The organism is Sodalinema gerasimenkoae IPPAS B-353 (genome assembly GCF_009846485.1).
Taxonomy (GTDB): domain Bacteria; phylum Cyanobacteriota; class Cyanobacteriia; order Cyanobacteriales; family Geitlerinemataceae; genus Sodalinema; species Sodalinema gerasimenkoae.
In genome coordinates, this window is the sequence record NZ_ML776472.1 from 2,232,974 (window position 1) to 2,250,824 (window position 17,851).

17 protein-coding genes and 1 pseudogene are annotated in these 17,851 nt (G+C 51.2%); 6 read left to right on the forward strand and 12 right to left on the reverse strand.

What is annotated here, in order from left to right:
- Nucleotides 1-174 precede the first annotated feature (174 nt).
- From L855_RS09725 to L855_RS09735, 3 genes are all read right to left on the reverse strand, one after another.
- Nucleotides 175-795: a cytochrome c oxidase subunit 3 gene (locus L855_RS09725; protein ID WP_159787397.1), complete on the reverse strand. Its 621-nt coding sequence runs from the start codon at nucleotides 793-795 to the stop codon at nucleotides 175-177.
- 119 nt (nucleotides 796-914) lie between these two features.
- Nucleotides 915-2,579 carry a cytochrome c oxidase subunit I gene (gene ctaD / locus L855_RS09730; protein ID WP_159787400.1) on the reverse strand — a complete coding sequence of 555 codons (1,665 nt, stop codon included), beginning with the start codon at nucleotides 2,577-2,579 and terminating at the stop codon, nucleotides 915-917.
- Nucleotides 2,580-2,624: 45 nt separating this feature from the next.
- Nucleotides 2,625-3,629, reverse strand: a complete 1,005-nt coding sequence (locus L855_RS09735; RefSeq protein WP_159787403.1) for a cytochrome c oxidase subunit II — start codon at nucleotides 3,627-3,629, stop codon at nucleotides 2,625-2,627.
- Nucleotides 3,630-3,994: 365 nt separating this feature from the next.
- On the opposite strand from L855_RS09735, the gene L855_RS09740 reads away from it, so the two are divergent.
- Both L855_RS09740 and L855_RS09745 read left to right on the forward strand, forming a co-directional pair.
- A complete protein-coding gene (locus L855_RS09740; RefSeq protein WP_159787406.1) occupies nucleotides 3,995-4,906 on the forward strand; it encodes a COX15/CtaA family protein in 912 nt (303 codons plus the stop codon).
- 76 nt (nucleotides 4,907-4,982) lie between these two features.
- Nucleotides 4,983-5,969 carry a heme o synthase gene (locus L855_RS09745; protein WP_159787409.1) on the forward strand — a complete coding sequence of 329 codons (987 nt, stop codon included), beginning with the start codon at nucleotides 4,983-4,985 and terminating at the stop codon, nucleotides 5,967-5,969.
- A gap of 106 nt (nucleotides 5,970-6,075) precedes the next feature.
- Here L855_RS09745 and L855_RS09750 read toward each other — a convergent pair whose 3' ends face one another.
- The gene (locus L855_RS09750) at nucleotides 6,076-6,720 is read right to left on the reverse strand and encodes a gamma-glutamylcyclotransferase family protein (protein ID WP_246198787.1); all 645 of its coding nucleotides are present in this window, start codon (nucleotides 6,718-6,720) and stop codon (nucleotides 6,076-6,078) included.
- A 164-nt stretch (nucleotides 6,721-6,884) separates the two neighbouring features.
- Nucleotides 6,885-7,817 (reverse strand): hypothetical protein, encoded by a 933-nt coding sequence (locus tag L855_RS09755; protein ID WP_159787412.1) that lies wholly within the window; start codon nucleotides 7,815-7,817, stop codon nucleotides 6,885-6,887.
- An 88-nt stretch (nucleotides 7,818-7,905) separates the two neighbouring features.
- On the opposite strand from L855_RS09755, the gene L855_RS09760 reads away from it, so the two are divergent.
- Nucleotides 7,906-8,484: a hypothetical protein gene (locus L855_RS09760; RefSeq protein ID WP_159787415.1), complete on the forward strand. Its 579-nt coding sequence runs from the start codon at nucleotides 7,906-7,908 to the stop codon at nucleotides 8,482-8,484.
- Between the two features lie 96 nt (nucleotides 8,485-8,580).
- Here the strand turns inward: L855_RS09760 and L855_RS09765 are convergent, their stop codons facing one another.
- Nucleotides 8,581-8,793, reverse strand: a complete 213-nt coding sequence (locus L855_RS09765; RefSeq protein ID WP_159787418.1) for a ribbon-helix-helix domain-containing protein — start codon at nucleotides 8,791-8,793, stop codon at nucleotides 8,581-8,583.
- 177 nt (nucleotides 8,794-8,970) lie between these two features.
- On the opposite strand from L855_RS09765, the gene L855_RS21820 reads away from it, so the two are divergent.
- Genes L855_RS21820 through L855_RS21830 form a run of 3 tightly spaced genes read left to right on the forward strand, consistent with a single transcriptional unit; the run spans nucleotide 8,971 to nucleotide 12,163 of the window.
- Nucleotides 8,971-9,684, forward strand: a complete 714-nt coding sequence (locus tag L855_RS21820) for a tetratricopeptide repeat protein (protein WP_246198788.1) — start codon at nucleotides 8,971-8,973, stop codon at nucleotides 9,682-9,684.
- Entirely contained in the window at nucleotides 9,647-10,237 is a 591-nt protein-coding gene (locus tag L855_RS21825; RefSeq protein ID WP_246198789.1) for a tetratricopeptide repeat protein, read from the forward strand. Before L855_RS21820 ends, L855_RS21825 begins: the two co-directional genes overlap by 38 nt.
- 21 nt (nucleotides 10,238-10,258) lie before the next feature.
- Nucleotides 10,259-12,163 (forward strand): CHAT domain-containing protein, encoded by a 1,905-nt coding sequence (locus L855_RS21830; RefSeq protein WP_246198790.1) that lies wholly within the window; start codon nucleotides 10,259-10,261, stop codon nucleotides 12,161-12,163.
- Between the two features lie 113 nt (nucleotides 12,164-12,276).
- Here the strand turns inward: L855_RS21830 and L855_RS09780 are convergent, their stop codons facing one another.
- From L855_RS09780 to L855_RS09805, 6 genes and pseudogenes are all read right to left on the reverse strand, one after another.
- A complete protein-coding gene (locus L855_RS09780) occupies nucleotides 12,277-12,558 on the reverse strand; it encodes a hypothetical protein (protein ID WP_246198791.1) in 282 nt (93 codons plus the stop codon).
- 36 nt (nucleotides 12,559-12,594) lie between these two features.
- Nucleotides 12,595-13,803, reverse strand: coding sequence for an RNA-guided endonuclease InsQ/TnpB family protein (locus L855_RS09785; RefSeq protein WP_159791057.1), 1,209 nt, complete (start codon nucleotides 13,801-13,803; stop codon nucleotides 12,595-12,597).
- Between the two features lie 84 nt (nucleotides 13,804-13,887).
- Nucleotides 13,888-14,256: pseudogene (locus L855_RS09790) on the reverse strand (Uma2 family endonuclease); the annotation flags it as partial.
- A 65-nt stretch (nucleotides 14,257-14,321) separates the two neighbouring features.
- A complete protein-coding gene (locus tag L855_RS09795) occupies nucleotides 14,322-14,912 on the reverse strand; it encodes a LysM peptidoglycan-binding domain-containing protein (RefSeq protein WP_159787421.1) in 591 nt (196 codons plus the stop codon).
- Nucleotides 14,913-15,079: 167 nt separating this feature from the next.
- Entirely contained in the window at nucleotides 15,080-15,583 is a 504-nt protein-coding gene (locus L855_RS09800; protein WP_159787424.1) for a hypothetical protein, read from the reverse strand.
- Between the two features lie 424 nt (nucleotides 15,584-16,007).
- Nucleotides 16,008-17,816 carry a vanadium-dependent haloperoxidase gene (locus tag L855_RS09805; RefSeq protein WP_219729900.1) on the reverse strand — a complete coding sequence of 603 codons (1,809 nt, stop codon included), beginning with the start codon at nucleotides 17,814-17,816 and terminating at the stop codon, nucleotides 16,008-16,010.
- Nucleotides 17,817-17,851 lie beyond the last annotated feature (35 nt).

Here is a 17,851-nt window from a genome sequence, read left to right on the forward strand (position 1 = left end):
GGGGAAGTCTTTCCCAACGAGCAAGTCCTAAGTCAATCTCCGATTGCTATAGATTGGGAAAAACCCTGAAATCAAGAGCAAGAAACCGAGTGTTTTCAAGACACCCGGTTTCTGGTATTCGACCCAAGTTTATTCAACTGTTTCTCAACTGGAGTCCACCTAATTCCAGCTCATCTATAACAGATAAAGAATTCCAAATAAGACAATCCAAACAATATCGACAAAGTGCCAGTACAGTTCTGCGGCTTCTGGGCCAAAGTGGCTCTCACTGGTATAACGATCTTGCTTGAGCGATCGCCCCAGTACCACTAAAATCAAGCCTAAACCAAAGGTCACGTGTAAGCCGTGGAATCCAGTCAGCACGTAAAAGGTACTGGTAAAGAGATTATCCGTCAGGCCAAACTCATTGGTGAAATACTCATAGCCCTGGCCAAACAAAAACACCAGACCCATCGCCGCCGTAATGGCAAACCAGGTGCGTAACCCCTTCACGTCATTATTGCGAATCGCCTTATTCCCTCGGTTCATCACAAAACTACTCGACACCAGAATGACCGTGTTGACGGTGGGTAACAACAACTCTAACTCCGGTGTGCCTTGAGGGGGCCAAACTTGAGCCACCGAGCGAAAAGTTAAATAGGCCGCAAACAGACCTAGGAAAATCATCGCCTCAGCAACGAGGAACATATAAAGCCCGAAAATGCGATGATCGGGATGGTCTCCATGATGTCCCGCTTCAGTATGAGATGCCGTTGCGAGGGTATTTTGAGTCGTATCGGCAGTGGAACCTTGCATAAGTCAAATTATTAATGTGTAGGGGCATACCGCAAGTGGCGCGCCTTAAGAGGCAAGTTCTACAAATTGCCAGAACCACCCCCTAAAGCTGATTTTCAGGGGGGGTTAGCCGGAGTCGATTACATCTGAGCCTTGACTTCAGCCAGTAACTCAGACACCGACTTATCATCATCTTGTTCGCGATCGACCCCATAGTCATAAGGGCCTGACCACAACACTGGTTCTTCCTCGAAGTTCTCAATAATCGGCGGAGAACTGGTTTGCCACTCTAAGGTTAAAGCATTCCAAGGATTGGCACCGGCAATGGGGCCTTTAAACCAACTCCAAGCGGCGTTCACCAAAAAGGGCAAGGTTGACACCGCCAGAATCAGAGAACCCACCGTGCAAACTTGGTTGAGGGTTGTAAACGCTGGGTCATATTGCACCACCCGGCGAGGCATTCCCTGCAATCCTAAGATGTGCATGGGGAAGAAGGCGAGATTAAAGCCAATGAAGGTGAGGACAAAGTGAACCTTGCCCCAGGTTTCGTTCATCATCCGCCCCACCATTTTGGGGAACCAGTGGTAAATTCCGGCGAAGATACCAAAGACGCTACCGCCAAACAGAACATAGTGGAAGTGAGCGACGATGAAATAGGTATCGTGAACATGGATATCGAAGGGAACCGAGGCCACCATGACGCCGCTTAAGCCGCCAATGAGGAACATGGAGACAAAGCCGATGGCGAATAGCATGGCGGAGTTGAGGCGGAGTTTGCCTCCCCAAACGGTAGCGACCCAACTAAAGACTTTAATTCCCGTAGGAACCGCGATAATCATGGTTGCGGCCATGAAGAATACCCGCAACCAGCCGGGAGTCCCACTGGTGAACATATGGTGGGCCCAGACGATGTTCCCGAGGAAGGCGATGGCGATACTGGAGTAGGCGATCGCCTTGTAGCCAAAAATCGGCTTACGAGAATGAACCGGTAGGATATCGGAGATGAGGCCGAACACCGGCAGAATCATGATATAGACGGCCGGGTGGGAGTAGAACCAGAACATATGCTGGTAAACAATCGGATCGCCTCCTCCGGTGGGGTTGAAAAAGGCAGTTCCGGCGATGAGGTCGAAACTCAGCAGAATCAGGGCCCCAGCCAGAACAGGGGTGGACACGAGAATCAGCAGGGAGGTTGCCAACATCGACCAGCAGAATAAGGGCATATCGTAGAGGGACATCTCCTTAATCCGCATTTTGAAGATGGTGGTGACGAAGTTGATCCCCCCCAAAATTGAGGAGGTTCCCAATAGGAGAACGCTGAGAATCCACATCATCTCCCCCACTTCGCCACTGATGAGACTCAGGGGTGGGTAGGATGTCCAACCGGCAACGGGAGGCTGATCAATAACCAAACTGGTTAGCAGCAGGACACCACCGGGAGGAACCAGCCAAAAGGCCAAACCATTGAGAACGGGGAAGGCCATGTCTTTGGCCCCAATCATCAAGGGAATCAGATAGTTGGCAAAGGCCGCACCCGTGGGGACAATCCACAGGAAAATCATCATGGTTCCATGGAGGGTGAGAACGCCGTTATAGTTCTCAGCCCCCAGGAAGTCGGGATCAGGGGTGGCCAGTTCAATCCTCATGCCGGTTGCCATCAGGCCAGCTAGGAGATAGAAGAAGAAGCTGGTGACAAAGTATTGGATACCAATGACTTTATGGTCGGTACTAAACCCGAAAAAGTCTTTCCAATGCCGTTCTGGTTCGGGGGGTGAAGTTTTGGGTTCAACAGAAGTGCTTGTCATGTCAATGGTGGAAGATCAAGTCTTGTTAAAGAGGTAGGCTTCGCCCTAAAGATGCTGGTGCATCTCGTGGAGCGTTCCTTGGGGCATTCCTTGGGGCATCTCGTGCAGGGCGGCGATCGCTTCGGGGGAGATGTTCCAGTCTTCAGTTTGACGAGCGAGTCGATTGTCGTTGTTGGCCATAATCTGGGCAACGGTGAGGCCGTCTCCGTGTTCTTTGGCGGCAATTTGAGATTGTAACCACTCGTCATACTCGTCAGGGGTATGCACAATCACTTGGGTTCGCATGGCACCATGGTAGGCCCCACAGAGTTCGGCACAGATGAGGGGATAGGTTCCGGTCACTTCGGGTTTGAAGCGAAGTTGGGTATCCCGGCCGGGGATGGCATCTTGTTTGAGTCGGAATTGGGGAATCCAGACGGCATGGATGACATCTTGGGCAACAATGTTGAGTTTAACGTCTTGGCCAGCGGGGACATGGAGTTCACCGGAGACAACACCACTATCAGGATAGGTAAAAATCCAGGCGTATTGCAGTCCTAGGACATCCACGTTCACCATGGCGTTATTTCCCTGTTGCTTAGGCGATGCCCCCACGCCCAGGGCAATCTTATCTTGTCCGGGGAGGGTGGCGGCCATGGCAGTTCCGGGGACAACAGCGGTTTTTTGCGGGCCGGGATCTCTGGAGGCGGCGGGATCGAGTCCCCCCATTTCGTTGTACACCTCAAAGCTATAGATGGATAGCACCATGACGATGACGACGGGAATCGCTGTCCAGACGATTTCTAAGCCGATATCTCCTTCTAGGGGCGGGCCGTCGGTGTTATCTCCAGGTTTTTGGCGAAATCGGAAAATGGCAATGACGAGCGCCCCTTGAATGAGTAGGAATAGGGCGGTGGCGATGGTCATCATCATGTTGAAGAGATCATCGACGAGAGGGGCTTCTCGCGATGCGGCTTCGGGCATCCAGCCATGGTGTTGTCCATACCAGAGGCTAATGAGGGTAACGAGGATGCCGGCGATTAGGGTCGTAATGGAAGTGGGTAGTTTCACGAGTTGATAAATCGGGCTAATGTGGGGTAAATCTTCTTGGGTCAGGGGGTGTCATCTCTTTATACGGTAAAACAGGTTCTTGCAAGCTGTCGTGGATTTGCCAAATCTTTAGGTTTTTTTTCTGGATTTGCGATCGCCCCCTGACTTTGTAAAGCGATGTTACGATGCAAGGGCGGATTTCTCGGGATTTTGCCTAATCTAAAACATTTCTAAAACTGGCTTTGGTTTACAAGATAAGAGTTCTAAGCTTAAACCAGACCTTTCATGCGTTTTGTATTGTCGCCAGAGACCCCGAACGTCAGGAACTCACTTGACGTGACGTTTTGCAAACAGAACTTGACAATTTGACCGACTTGGCGAACATCATGGCTCACTCTGTTTTAACTCCGACTTCTTCAGATACTCTCTCGCCCCCAGAGGCGATCGCCTCGGTCCGCCGTCTCGTCTGGAAAATCGCTGTGGCAACGGTGATTCTCATGGCGATCGGCAGTGCCACCCGTGTCGCGAATGCAGGCTTAGCTTGCCCTGACTGGCCCCTCTGTTATGGTCAGCTCGTGCCCACGGCCCAGATGAATCTACAGGTCTTTCTGGAATGGTTTCACCGTCTGGATGCCTCGGTGATTGGTTTGTTGGCGATCGCCCTAGTGGGACAAACCTGGTGGCGACGTTCCCTGCTCCCCAATTGGCTGCCCTGGGCGGCCCTAGCCGCGTTAGCCTTAGTGCTAGTGCAAGGTTTGTTAGGCGGTCTCACGGTGACGGAGATGTTACGTTTCGATATTGTCACTGCCCACCTGGGAACAGCACTTCTATTTTTCGTAACGGTTCTCACCATTGGCGTTGCCCTACTTCCCTATGAGGGGAATGGAACCGCGAACCGCCTACGCTGGCTCGGTTTGGCGGCAGCCCTCTTAGTTTATGGTCAAAGTCTATTGGGGGCCTTGGTCGCCTCTCAATGGGCCTTGCATCAATGCCTAAGTTATCAAAGCCTCTGTACCGTGATGAATAGCCATATCCTGGGGGTGGTTCCTCCCACTTTAGCGGTGTTGGCGTTAGGAATTTGGGCTTGGCGGACTCCCGCCTTAAGCCATCCTCTGCGCCGCCTAGCGAACGCATCCCTGGCCCTGGTGGCGACCCAAATTGCTTTAGGGGTGGCGACGTTCTATTTCCGTCTGCAAGTTGAACCCCTATCCGTCGCTCACCAAACCGTTGGGGCGCTGCTGCTCGGTACGTTAGTTGCCTTTACGGTCTTGGCAAATCGCGATCGCCGTCTGGCTTAAGGAGAGGCTCATTCCCTTCGCTAACGGTTCTAGCTCCCTAAGACATCTGAGAGATTTCAGAAGGACACGCAAATTCATGCAAAATTCCATTTCTCCCCCCACTTCGACTCCACTTAATCGCAATGTTTACCAAGTTATTCAAAGTTATGTCCAATTAACCAAACCCCGGATTATTGTCTTGTTACTGGTGACGACGGGGGCTGCGGTATTCCTTGCGTCGGAAGGACAGGTTGATCCGGTTGTTCTCTTAGCGACTCTGTTGGGGGGATGGTTGGCCGCCGCCGCTGCCAACACCATCAATTGTCTGTATGACCGGGATATTGACCAAATCATGGAACGTACCAGTCTGCGTCCGTTACCCTCAGGACGGGTGCGGGTTCGCGATGCGATTATCTTTGCCGGGGTTCTGGCGGGGTTGTCGTTTATCCTCCTCAACACGGTGACGAATTTGTTGGCGGCGTTGTTGGCCCAGGCGGGGATTGTCTTCTATGTCCTGATTTATACCCATTGGCTGAAACGTCACTCGACTCAAAATATCGTCATTGGCGGTGCAGCGGGGGCGATTCCGCCTCTGGTGGGTTGGGCCGCGGTTACAGGTGAGGTGAGTTGGTCGGCTTGGGTGTTGTTCCTGATTATTTTCCTCTGGACTCCTCCCCATTTCTGGGCCTTGGCCATTTATATCCGCGATGAGTATGCGGAGGTGGATGTGCCGATGTTGCCGGTGATTGCGGGAAATGAGGTGACGGCGAAACAGATTTGGATTTATACCTGGTTGATGTTGGCTTCGACGGTGTTATTGATTTATCCGTTGGGGAATTGTGGTCTGGTGTATGGTCTGTTGGCGATCGCCCTCAGTATTCCCTTTGTTAAGAAGGCGTGGCAGTTGTTGGGCGATTGCGAGGATACGGAGGTGGCGCGATCGCTGTTTAAGTATTCCATTCTCTATATGATGTTGCTCTGTGGCAGCATGGCCCTAGATAGTCTTCCCTGGGCGCAACAGGTCACTTACAGCGTCGCCCAACGGGTTGAGCTGTTACTGAGTTTGGTGAGTTTGGGGGTGTAGAATTGACGGCCCAAAAAATGGGGGGCGATCGCGCCCCTCATTTTTGTTTTAACAGATTTGTTTTAACCGACCAATGAACGGTTTGCACTAATGGTTAAGCTGATGTTTAAGCTGAACGGGGTAAAAAGCAATTGGGTTGCAGGGGTCGAGGGGTTCCCTGTCCTTGCTGTAAACGATACATATGCTCGAACAGTTGCCAGCAATAGGGTTCCGAGAGTCCACAGGTAATCGCACCCCGTAAGACGACACTGAAATACCAATCATTGGGAGCCAATTCAGCCGGGAGTTTGTTCACCACCACATAGGTTCGCACCTGGCTATAGTGACGATCGCCGCATTGAACGCTAATGGTTTCGCGACGATAGCCCCCAGTGGGGATTTCTTCACGCTCATCGAGGCGATCGCTCAGTCGCCAGGGAAGCCGATATAGCACCCCCTCAACAGTACTGGTTTCATCAGGAACTACATCGAGAACCCCACAGTTACGACGTTGAGAGCGACGGTTAAAGGCGAGACGATAGCCTTGTAGGGTGGCGGTTCCCAAGACATAATCGCAGGTATTCTCCCCTAAGGTGCGTTGTAAATCCACCGGACACATACAACTCCCATAGGCGAAGTAGTAAAACGTGGGTTCAGAACTTGGGGGGAGAGAACGAGGAGTCACGCAAGGTTGGCGACTGGCTCGGGTGAGGTGTGCTTGGGGGCGATCGCTCATGGTGGTTCTTGGCGTGTTGTTTCGCAATCGTTGCATCAGCTACAGTCTCCCACAAGTCTCCCCGTTATCTTGGGGTGAGCGTTTGGACTGTTCCGAGATTATAGCAAACTCTCGTATCTTGACCGATAAACCGTAGATTAAGATTTTTAACAAAGGAGAGGCTCTGGGGGATGGGACCGGGTGGGTTGGGCGATCGCCACTCAGGGAGTTAATCCCGGCACATCTCGCCGCTGGGTGGGCCGCACGATAATCAGGCGATCGCCCTCCTGACTGCGAGGAACCACCACCACCGGCGGACGGCGGGTTTCATCCCGTTGAGCCAAAGTGGGGAAAACATAATAATCGCCATCGACATCAATCAGCAGCCGCCAGACGCGATTCTGGCTCGGGTTATTGATGGCATCTCCTAGGAGTTGCTGGTAACTGAGATCGTCGCCAATGACGCGGATTCCTTGGGGATTGGGACCCGGCTCCGGGTTAATCCCGAGGGGAACGTTGTTGTCTCGAACCACCAGCGTCACCACCGGCAGAGAAGAGGTTTCATTCACCGCATCCCGCCAAGCATCGGCCTCCCCTTGCCATTGGGCCAGCCAGAAACAGGCCATCAGCAGCCAACAGACGATCACCGTTTCATCCAGGAGCGATCGCACGAAGCGCAAAGATTGATAATCCAGGAGGGGAAAACTGAGGAAGGATTTAAGCAGTCGCAGTAAGCCTTGATACAGGCGAAAGAGGACGCGGAGCCAGGGGTTTTGGGGAGTGCGATCGCCCCGTAATTGACCCTTAAGACCTGCCAGCAGTCTCCGGCGAATCCTTTTGGCTCTCCTCTGGACCTGTTGCGAGGGTTGACCTTCGAGCAACCAAAGACTGCAATAGACCCCCACTAGAATTAAGACAATCGTTATAATAGTATGAACAATCGCTCGAAAATTTCCAAAAAAGACCTGAAAGGAAGCAATATAAAACGATTCTAGGGGCAATGGGAGGGTCGTAACTTCCAGTTGAAAAAAGGCAAAATAGCTCCACCGATAGGTCCAACCCGTGAAATATAGTACCGCTCCTAGGAGTACCAATAAACTAGCCAATCGTCCCAGGGCAAAGGTTTCCGGTGGTAAACGCGGTGATTCTTTCATAACAGTTGGCTTGTCCTGGTGACGAGACATCTTATCCAGTGAACCCTAGGTCAGACTGGGCGATCGCGTTCTCAACTTCAGTGAAACCATGAAACATTCCCAGACAAAACTGATTGTCCCCTTGCTCATTATGACATCCCTGGGCTTAGTGGCCTGCAATGGGGGGAACCGCTCAGGGACTGACCCCACCCCCCTTGAACAACTCAATCAATTACAGGACCAGGGACTGCTGCAAGTCATGTTACCTGTAAAAGTCAGAATTGACTTGAAAGGCGGGGGAACCGCGAACCATGAACTGCTGGGATTTAACCCAGATCGCCGAGAACTGCAACTGGCGGGACTGTCTCAGGGATTATCCTTGAGTGAGGTGGAGAAAATTGAGCGCGATCGCGATCAGAACCAGGGAGAAGTTCTGGCAAGGCGTGCCAACATTCGCGGCGAGGACACCCTAGGAACAGAAACCTGGCAAGTTCCCCTCAATGCTTTGTCTTCGGAGGAGGCAACGATGCTCATAATTCGCGGTGAAGAGGCTTGGGATAGCCAGGCGTTACGGGGGAAATTGCAACTCCAGCACAATGTTGAGTTTGTTTTGGATGAGATTATGCCCTTGTCAGCCGATGAGATACAAATTGTGGTGAGTAAAGTGCGTCGCGGCGGGGAGGAATAACCCTAATCGTCCATGGTAGGGGCGAAAAATTTTTCGCCCTTACAATTTTGTACACGATGCAACAAATGCCAACCTATCTCCTGAATACCCGCAATTTCAAGAAATTAGCTGTTCTCCGTCTATCACTTGTCCCTGTTCAATTTGAGTAGCACCGATCGCGATGTCCTGACGCAGTTCAGTCAGGTATTGCTGGCGTCGGTCGAGGAGGTCTAGGGCGGCTAAGATGACCTCATGGGCGGATTGGTAATGTCCTTGGTTGAGTTGATCCGCAATCCGTTGTTCGATTTCTGGGGTGAGTGATAGGTTCATGGCAACAGTAGGAGCGTTACAGATTACCTTGATTATAGTGGTGGAGAAACTGGGCGGTGAGGATGTCAAATCATGGCTCTGCCCTGGTGCAGGGTGGCTCTATCGCCCTTGGGGGGACTCAATTTCTGCGCCTTGGGGCAATAATAGAGGAAAGGGAGTCACGGGGAGAGTTGAGCCATGACTGGACGTTGGGTGAGTTCCCTGTTGACGGTTTCGCTGCTGTTAGGGATGGGGTCTCTGTCGCCTGAGGTGGGGGCAGAGACGGTTTTGGCGCAGGGAAGACTGTCGGAACGGGAGGTTTGGGAACTATTGCAGCAGGGCGCTCAACAGACACAACAGGGGCAATCTGTGCAGGCGATCAAAACATTGGAGCGAGTTGTAGAGGCGGCTCGACAATTACAGCATCGGCAGTTGGAGGCTTTAGCCCTTTTAGGGATTGGTCGAAATTACCACCAGATTGGACAAAGACAAAAGGCTTTAGAGTCCTATGAACAAGCGCTGATTCTTTTTGGACAAACCAATGACCGATCAGGAGAAGCCGTGACTCTCAATAACATTGGTGGAGTGTACGATGCCTTGGGCAAGCGGACTGAAGCCCTGAACTACTACAATCAAGCCTTGCCAATTCAACGAGAAGTGGGCAATCACTCAGGGGAAGCCATGACTCTCAATAACATTGGCATGGTGTACCATGACTTGGGCAAGCGGACTGAAGCCCTGAATTACTTCAATCAGGCTTTGCCGATTGTGCGCGAAGTGGGCGGCTCAGGGGAAGCCAGGACTCTCAATAACATGGGCTTGGTGTACCATGCCTTGGGCAAACGGACTGAAGCCCTGGACTACTACAATAAACATGGGCTTGGTGTACCATGCCTTGGGCAAACGGACTGAAGCCCTGGACTACTACAATCAGGCTTTGCCAATTTGGCGAGAAGTAAGCGATCGCTCAGGAGAAGCCACAACTCTCAATAACATGGGCTTGGTGTACCATGCCTTGGGCAAACGGACTGAAGCCCTGGACTACTACAATCAGGCTTTGCCAATTTGGCGAGAAGTAAGCGATCGCTCAGGAGAAGCCACAACTCTCAATAACATGGGCTTGGTGTACCATGCCTTGGGCAAACGGACTGAAGCCCTGGACTACTACAATCAGGCTTTGTCAATAAGCCGAGAAGTGGGCAATCGCTCAGGAGAAGCCATGACTCTCAATAACATTGGTGGAGTGTACGATGACTGGGGCAACCGTACTGAAGCCCTGAACTACTACAATCAAGCCTTGCCAATTCAACGAGAAGTGGGCGATCGCTCAGGAGAAGCCATGACTCTCAATAACATTGGTGGAGTGTACGATGACTGGGGCAACCGTACTGAAGCCCTGAACTACTACAATCAAGCCTTGCCAATTCAACGAGAAGTGGGCGATCGCTCAGGAGAAGCCATCTGAGAGTTATTGTAACCACCTCACATGCTACTGACCCCGTACCGTACTGAAGCCCTGAATTACTACAATCAGGCTTTGGCAATTCGCCGAGAAGTGGGCGATCGCCCTGGAGAAGCTGGCACCCTCAACAACATTGGTGCTGTGTACTATGCCTTGGGCAACCAGACTGAAGCCCTGAACTACTACAATCAAGCCTTGCCAATTCTGCGAGAGGTAGGGAATCGCTCAGGAGAAGCCACAACTCTCAGCAACCTTGGTGCAGTGTACCGAGACACCAACCAACCCGACAAAGCCATCACCTACTGGGAAGACTCCCTCAACATCCTCCTCTCCCTCCGAGGCGAACTGCAAAAAGACTTCCGCGAGACCTTCCTCGAAACCAATCGCGGCCCAGCCGTCGCCCTCGTTGACCTCCTCATCGACCAAAACCAGCCCCAACGCGCCTTTGAATGGGCGAACCGCGTCACCACCTACGAACTCGCCGACTATAACCGTCTCATCGGCGTGCGAGTCGCCAACCCTGAAGCCCAAGCCGCCATCGACGACTGGAACAACCAACATCAACAAGTCCAAGCGCTGCGCCAACAACTCCAAGATGACTTCAGCGAAGCCCTCGCTGACCAAATGCGCGACCTAGAAGCCCAAGTCAATCAACAAGCCGAAACCCTCGCCAACAGCTACCCCGAAATCGCCGAACTCTTTGAAATCGAACCCGAAGACCTCAGCCAACTGCAAGCCAGCCTCCCCAGCGGAACCGTCGTCTTGCAACCCGTTCTCCTCACCAACATCCAAAACGTCCCCGACAGCATCGCCCTCTTCCTCCTCAGCCGCGACCATCTCAGCGTTCAAAAAGTCCCCATCGACGCCGATGAGTTCAACGATTGGGTAACAGACTATCGCCAAATGCTCCAAAGTGGCGACTCTGACTATCTAACCCTTGCCACACCCCTCTACGACCACCTCATCCGTCCCATCTCCGAGGAGCTTGAAGCCCTCAACCCCCAACAACTGGCCATTATCGCCACCGGGTCCCTGCGCCAATTCCCCTTTGAAACTCTCTGGGATTCTCAGGAGGCAACCTTCCTACTCGAACAGTACCCCATCCATTACCTGACTCGTCTATCAAGTCGTTCCCGGCTCGCCAATCCCGCCTCCTCCCAAACCTTCCCCCTCTGGCTCATTCCCCTGCTGCTGGGAGTGCTTGGCCTTGGCGCGACTCTCAAACAGCATCGGACCCTGGGAGGAACCCTAATCGCCGCCGCCTTCGTTTCGGCCCTCGTCTCACCGCGACTGGTTCCCGGCTACCGAGTTCTCGGTTTCGCCAATCCCCAAACCCAAGACCCCTTTAATCTCCCCGGAACCGAAGCTGAAGTCGATGCACTGCTGGCGTTGGCCCCAGACAGCCAGATTTACCGCCAAGATTCTGCCACTCTCGAACAGTTCAAACGTCAATCTCCCCGTCATCGCTATCTACATCTCGCCACCCACGGCTGTTTTCAGCAATTGGGCTGTTGTTTGTCGGGGAACGAGATTTGTGAGGATCAGGACCAACGAGAAACCCACATGGAGGCCAACACGCTCTTATTCGCCGATGGAGAATATCCCCTGGCGGATGCGGCGTTACTGGGGTTGGAGGACACGGAATTGGTGGCCTTAACGGCCTGTCAGACGGCGTTACAGACGAATCGGGATGGGGATGCCATTATGGGCATGGCCTATGTCTGGGAACGAGCCGGGGCGCGGGCGTTGATGGCGACGTTGTGGAATGTGGATGATGCGGCGACGGAGGCGGTGGTGAGCGAGTTTTATCGTCTGATGATGCAGGAAGGGTTGAGTAAGGCTGAGGCCTTGCGGCAGGCGAAGTTGAGTCAGGTTCAGAGTCATCCTTATTTTTGGTCGCCGTTGATCTTGATTGGCGACCCCCGCTAGGTCGTCAGGACTGGATTTAACCGCGAAACCGCTCGATGAGTTCCTCTCGTGAGAGGTGCAGCAGCAGGGGCATGATTTCACGAGAGGGTTTTGAATGCTTCGGTAGGGCGTTGTCAAAGGGTTTCCGGGTCAATTCCCAACTCCCGCAGTTTCGCCAAAGCGCGATCGCGTTCCTGTCGAGCCAAATCCCGTTCTGCAAACAACTCCCCCGGCTCCTTAAACGGTTCCCCATCAGGATAATAAAGTTCTAACCCCTCTCCCGAGAGTTCAAAGCGAATCTTCAACAGCGGCGACGTCCAAGGTAAGTGCAGCGGCGTGACTAACACAAACCTATCCGTGACCGCCGCCCGTTGATATCCCCAAAAATCAAGAGATTGGGGATTATAGAAAAACATCTCCAGCACCCCATGTTGCTCTTGACACTCCCCAGCCTAAAGGCGTGGGGATTCTTCCTTCAACGATCCGACTTGCCCTGACAGGTTTGCACCAGCCAAAGTAGCGGTCAAATCTCCAGAAGCGTTTGGGTCATCGACCCAAGTTCCGGTATGCCCTACCGTACTTAAGGCAGCATTCAGAATGTTGACGGCTGCGTTGTGGTCTCTATCCAACTCGCACCCACACTGACAAACGTGAGTTCGAGTCGAAAGACTTTTCTGGACCACCGTGCCGCAACTTGAGCATTTTTGAGAGGTATAGGCAGGGTTCACCGCTACAGTTATCCTGCCGAATTTCACTCCAAAATGCTCCAACCATTTCCTGAACTGATACCAACCAGCATCGTGAATCGACTTGGCGAGACAGTGGTTTCTCACCAGATTCTTAATCCTCAAATTTTCGTAGGCTACCAAATCGTTAGATCGGATTACGCAACGCGCCAGTTTCTTGGCGTGTTCCTCACGTTGCCGACTTATTTTGAGGTGTACTCGTCTGAGTCGATTGACGGCTTTTTTTCGGTTAGCAGAGCCTTTCTGTTTTTTGCTCACCCTTCGGTGAGAGCGTTTCAGCTTTTTCTCGGCGTTTCGGTAAAACCTCGGGTTCGGTTCGCACTCCCCGTTGGAATCGGTGTAGAACTCCTTGAGTCCGACATCCAACCCCACGGTATTTCCTGACGGTTTGAGTTCTTCTCGAACGTCTACTTTGACGCAGAACTGAGCGTAATAGCCATCGGCTCTGCGAACCAGTCGAACCCGCTTGATTTGTTCGATACCGTAAAATGCCAAATCCCAGGTTCCAACTAGCTTCAGTCGCCCGACATTCTTCTTGTCGGTAAAGACAATGTGTTTGGGGTCGAGTAACTTCCAGCCGGAAGTTTTGTACTCGACGGAACGACTGTTTTTCTTGAACCTGGGATATCCTTTCTTGCCAGGAACAGACTGGCGACAGTTCTCGAAGAATCGAGAAATTGCCGACCAAGCACGTTCTGCTGAAGCTTGACGAGCCGTGCTGTTGAGTTCTCTAGCAAAATCATACTCTCGGGCGAGTACCCGACAGTACTTATTGAGGTCGTATTTGTTGACCCCAGGGGTATCCATCCAATAGCGCAGTGCCTTGTTGCGAACGAACTGTGCGGTTCGGATCGCTTCGTCAATCGCCGCGTATTGGTGTGGCTTCCCTCTGATTTTGAACTCAAGAACAAGCATCGCACCGTTGGCATCGGTTGTGCGGACAATCTTGGCACAAAAAAGCAGGATTGTCAAAAGCCGTCCTAGAAGGACGGGGTTTTAGACCCAAAATTTTCGATAAAACTGCTGTTTCGCCGCCATCTCGCTCATGGTGTTACTGGGGGAGAGAATTTCAAACACGACCTGGGGCGCAATGTTGTCTTCCTCCCATTGTTTGTAACTGCCTCGGTCCCCATCAGGACGACCCAACACCACCATGGCATCAGGAGCTTGACAGGGAGCCGGGGGACGCTCAACCGGAACCGGATACCAGAGCAAATCCCCTGCCACAAACGCCATCTCATCTTTAAGCAGTTGCTTGAGGTTGGTCACCAAACGGACAATCCAGCAATACTGGAGCGTGTTTTCTGCCATTGGCTGACCATCGGAGTCGGGGTAAAGATGTTCAGAGGAAATCGGAGTTTGAACCATTGTTCAAGACCAGGCTGGATTAACACTGACTCCAGTGTAGCTACGGACGCTCAATGCTCCTTGTATTAACGCATGTAGTCTCGTGGTAAGGGAACGCGCAAGGACTCGCCCACATCGAGATCCTCAATGTCATCAATCCGTTGGGGATTCGCATCGATAATGCGCTGATAATCGTCGGGATTCTCATAGTACTCTTGGGCAATAGAGTAGAGCGTTTCTCCCTCACGAACCGTATGGGCCCGGAAGCCATCATAATCATCCATAATGGCCTCACCGAAAACCACCGGGATAATCGCATCCGGTCCACCATCAGGACCCGTTCCCGTGGAGACGACCAACTCGCCCTGAGCTGTTTCAGGTACCGATGAGAGGGGAAGCGTTACACAAAAGTTTCGCCAAATTCCAACTCCTCCCACTCTAAAGAAATCTTGAGATAACTCAGTTTCGTCGTCATCAAGCAGTTGCATTGTAACCTCGCCATGGCGACCGGTCCCCACACCACAAACTTCGACTGGATCTGTCACGATATCATTGGGTTGAGGGTGATGGATATCCACCATTTCAATCGCTTTTGCACTGGGAGCAGCAGCCCCAAATAGGACAGACGATGTTAATAATAAGCCGGATAAATTTTCAATGTTTAAAATGGTTGACATTTTCTCGAAACAAAGACCTTTAGCTAACAACACATGAAATAAGCTACAAAATAGCTGACATTAAACCATATAACACATCACCTCCTGCGACAGTAGAACCTCTGCCAGGAATAGCCGAGGTTCTACTATCAACTCAAGACTCAGACTATTCTAGTCAAGGTCAAACCCTATTGAAGTCTCGTCTCATCGACAGGGACGCAAGGGCCATCACTACAGTTTTCGATATTGCTAATCTGATCAACAGTTCCATCGACTAACTGAAAGCGAAAGGTATCAGCTGAGTAGTTCGGATCAGATGGGTTACTGCCCTCTAGGATAAAGCCACTTCCATCTCGACTCAGTTCAACATCCTGTCTGACAGGCTGATCTAACGCATCAACTTCAACTTGAAGGGTTCCCGTATCACCGGCCATCCAGAGAGTCCCCCGGTGTTCAATACCACCGGCAGTCCATTGAAGTTCATGAACCCCGAGATCAGCCCGAACTGACTGAATCTCAATATCTCCTTCAGTCTCCGCTTCAGCTTCTTGCGAGATCTCTATTTCTGAATTGGAGGTCTCGCCAGTGTTCGACACCTCTGCAATTCCAGGAGCCACAAAGCCGGCGATCGCAGTCCCAGCCAAGAGGGACGAACTCAACATCCAAACGGGTAATTTTTTAGGAAATAACATAATAAGGTATTTCCTCCTGATATCATCTGCATCTGACTACCATCCTAATGTCTAGAAATCTGGATATCATCTATCGAGTGGCACAAGATTTGAACACATTAACCTATCTATCGACGGATGACAGTAAATACAAAAAAGATAAAATTCATAAGAAATGGGTAATACAAGAAATAGAGAAACACTGAGAAGTAACGTAAGCTTTGTTATGGCAACAACCAATTAGTCAATGACTCAAAGAAAAGACGATCACACCCCTTGACGCAACGGGTTGTGGTCATAAAACAGACCACAACCCAATTAGAGATGGATATGGATTGAGTTAGTTGTTGATGCCCAGATTAGCTGAAATCATCTAGTTATCATCTCCAACTCAATCTCATCTCAGCAAACACACCTCAACCCAAAGGTTCAGAGCAATTAGGCACTAAATTTCAGTAATACCTTCGGCATCAATGCGAATCCGATGTCCATCAAACTTCGTGAGTTCAAAGAAAGGCAAGCTGCCATCAGGACGCTTTTCATTAAAGGTAAGGAACTGCTCCTGCATCAGATCGATCGCCACAGCTTCACCCAACAGAAGGGATTCATCATGATCACTGCGCCAGTGAACACCCGCCATATTGCGACCCAGGGAGATGTTAGCAGCTAACTTATTTAACTCACCGCCAACTGTAAGCTGATCCGCGTCAGACCCCTGATATTCAGTCAGTTCAGTACCGTCATGGGTCGGAACTAATGGGTCTTGAATCACTCGACCTTCATCAAACCAAGCTTTCAGTACCGTGACACAAGCACCGGCGACCGTCGCATGACCCGCACCATAGGCTGGGTGCATGGGAGAACCTTCAGGGAAAACTTGAGGGAGCAAGTAGTTCTCAAAACGCTTATCACCATCTGCCTTGGGTCCGAAATGATGACTGAGATAGCCATCAGTGAGAGACTCAACAATTTCTGAGTCGATGGGATAGCGAATATCATTGTCATCATCGAGATGAACATGAATCCGTCCACCAAACTCTTCTGGACGTAAGCGACGATGTACAAACCACTTCTCATACCAGACCGTTTTTAAGGCACGAGTTGATACCTCACTGACAAGGCTCAAGATATGAGGAGCGCCAAAGGTTCCAAAACCGTCTTGATTGTCGAAGTCCTTATAAGGATTTCCGTCGGTGAACGGAAACTCAAAGCCTTCATCTGGACTCCGTTGGTCTAAGGTCAACGGCTCGTCACGCAACGGCACAAACCTTAAATACCGCTCAGACAATAGGAACAAGCAGGCATTAAAGTAGGCTTGATGTAGTTGATCGAAATGGACGTAGTTGGCTAAGTCTCGTGGGTTGCGAATGAAACGGCGAGCTTCTTCGTCAAAACGATCTTTTTCTTCAGTGTCATTCCCGTTCTGAACGGCCAACCAGTATTTGAAATCAGTCATCATCCAGTCGGAACCTGCTTCAACAGTCCGTTGGCGTAGATCGATGGTCAGAGAACCATACTTGATCTGTCCATCTTTACCTTTATCGTCCTTGGTTGTTGTATTCCCCTTCACAAGGAACTGCGAGACATAGGGCCCGCGCAAATCTCCCTGGGTAAATCCTCGAAAGAGGGTACGCGGTGTGACGTCGCCATCATCCTTGGGCCCTCGGAAGTCCGAAAATTTAGAGAGGGACTCTGCTGCTTTCTTGGCGAGATCACTGTTTTCAAACTCAGTAAAATTGGTATCCCGCAAGAGAGTCATCCAGTAGAGTTCTGCCATCTCCGCAGAGACTTCAGGACTATCAATCCGAGGTGCAGGACGAATTGAGATGGGATGATCTGATCGGGAACGGGTTTTAACAGCATGGGGATCAGAACCTTGCAAATTAAAAGCTAAACCTGCTTGAGGATTAACGAGTGGACGATCAGCAAAGCGAGGAATTTTTTGAAACGCCTCGGACTCTCCGCTCTCCACTGCATGGAGCAATGTCTCATATTGCTCAGCCTCTACTTCACCAAATTTGTTGTGACGCAACCCTTTGGTGAAATTGGCAATGTAAGTCCGTTGACCCTCATCATCGCGATAGTCATCTTCCTCGCCGTTGTTTTCGCTTTTGCCTTCAGTACGCTTGTAAGCGTTCAGGCTAGCTTCAATTCGTGTCTTCAGGGCCAAGGCCTGACGTTCATCATCCGAAATACCTTGAGCCATTACGTCGTTAAGCTGTTCAGCAACTTTAGTGCGTTGTGGACTAGCCATTAAACTATTCTCCTACGTTCAGCATGAGACTGATT

Bases quoted from the DNA above. Each gene is read 5' to 3' on its own strand.
- L855_RS09725 (WP_159787397.1), bottom strand. From the start codon at position 795: ATGCAAGGTTCCACTGCCGATACGACTCAAAATACCCTCGCAACGGCA.
- ctaD (WP_159787400.1), bottom strand. From the start codon at position 2,579: ATGACAAGCACTTCTGTTGAACCCAAAACTTCACCCCCCGAACCAGAA.
- L855_RS09740 (WP_159787406.1), top strand. From the start codon at position 3,995: ATGGCTCACTCTGTTTTAACTCCGACTTCTTCAGATACTCTCTCGCCC.
- L855_RS09745 (WP_159787409.1), top strand. From the start codon at position 4,983: ATGCAAAATTCCATTTCTCCCCCCACTTCGACTCCACTTAATCGCAAT.
- L855_RS09750 (WP_246198787.1), bottom strand. From the start codon at position 6,720: ATGCAACGATTGCGAAACAACACGCCAAGAACCACCATGAGCGATCGC.
- L855_RS09755 (WP_159787412.1), bottom strand. From the start codon at position 7,817: ATGAAAGAATCACCGCGTTTACCACCGGAAACCTTTGCCCTGGGACGA.
- L855_RS09760 (WP_159787415.1), top strand. From the start codon at position 7,906: ATGAAACATTCCCAGACAAAACTGATTGTCCCCTTGCTCATTATGACA.
- L855_RS09765 (WP_159787418.1), bottom strand. From the start codon at position 8,793: ATGAACCTATCACTCACCCCAGAAATCGAACAACGGATTGCGGATCAA.
- L855_RS21820 (WP_246198788.1), top strand. From the start codon at position 8,971: ATGACTGGACGTTGGGTGAGTTCCCTGTTGACGGTTTCGCTGCTGTTA.
- L855_RS21825 (WP_246198789.1), top strand. From the start codon at position 9,647: ATGGGCTTGGTGTACCATGCCTTGGGCAAACGGACTGAAGCCCTGGAC.
- L855_RS21830 (WP_246198790.1), top strand. From the start codon at position 10,259: ATGCTACTGACCCCGTACCGTACTGAAGCCCTGAATTACTACAATCAG.
- L855_RS09780 (WP_246198791.1), bottom strand. From the start codon at position 12,558: ATGTTTTTCTATAATCCCCAATCTCTTGATTTTTGGGGATATCAACGG.
- L855_RS09785 (WP_159791057.1), bottom strand. From the start codon at position 13,803: ATGCTTGTTCTTGAGTTCAAAATCAGAGGGAAGCCACACCAATACGCG.
- L855_RS09795 (WP_159787421.1), bottom strand. From the start codon at position 14,912: ATGTCAACCATTTTAAACATTGAAAATTTATCCGGCTTATTATTAACA.
- L855_RS09800 (WP_159787424.1), bottom strand. From the start codon at position 15,583: ATGTTATTTCCTAAAAAATTACCCGTTTGGATGTTGAGTTCGTCCCTC.
- L855_RS09805 (WP_219729900.1), bottom strand. From the start codon at position 17,816: ATGGCTAGTCCACAACGCACTAAAGTTGCTGAACAGCTTAACGACGTA.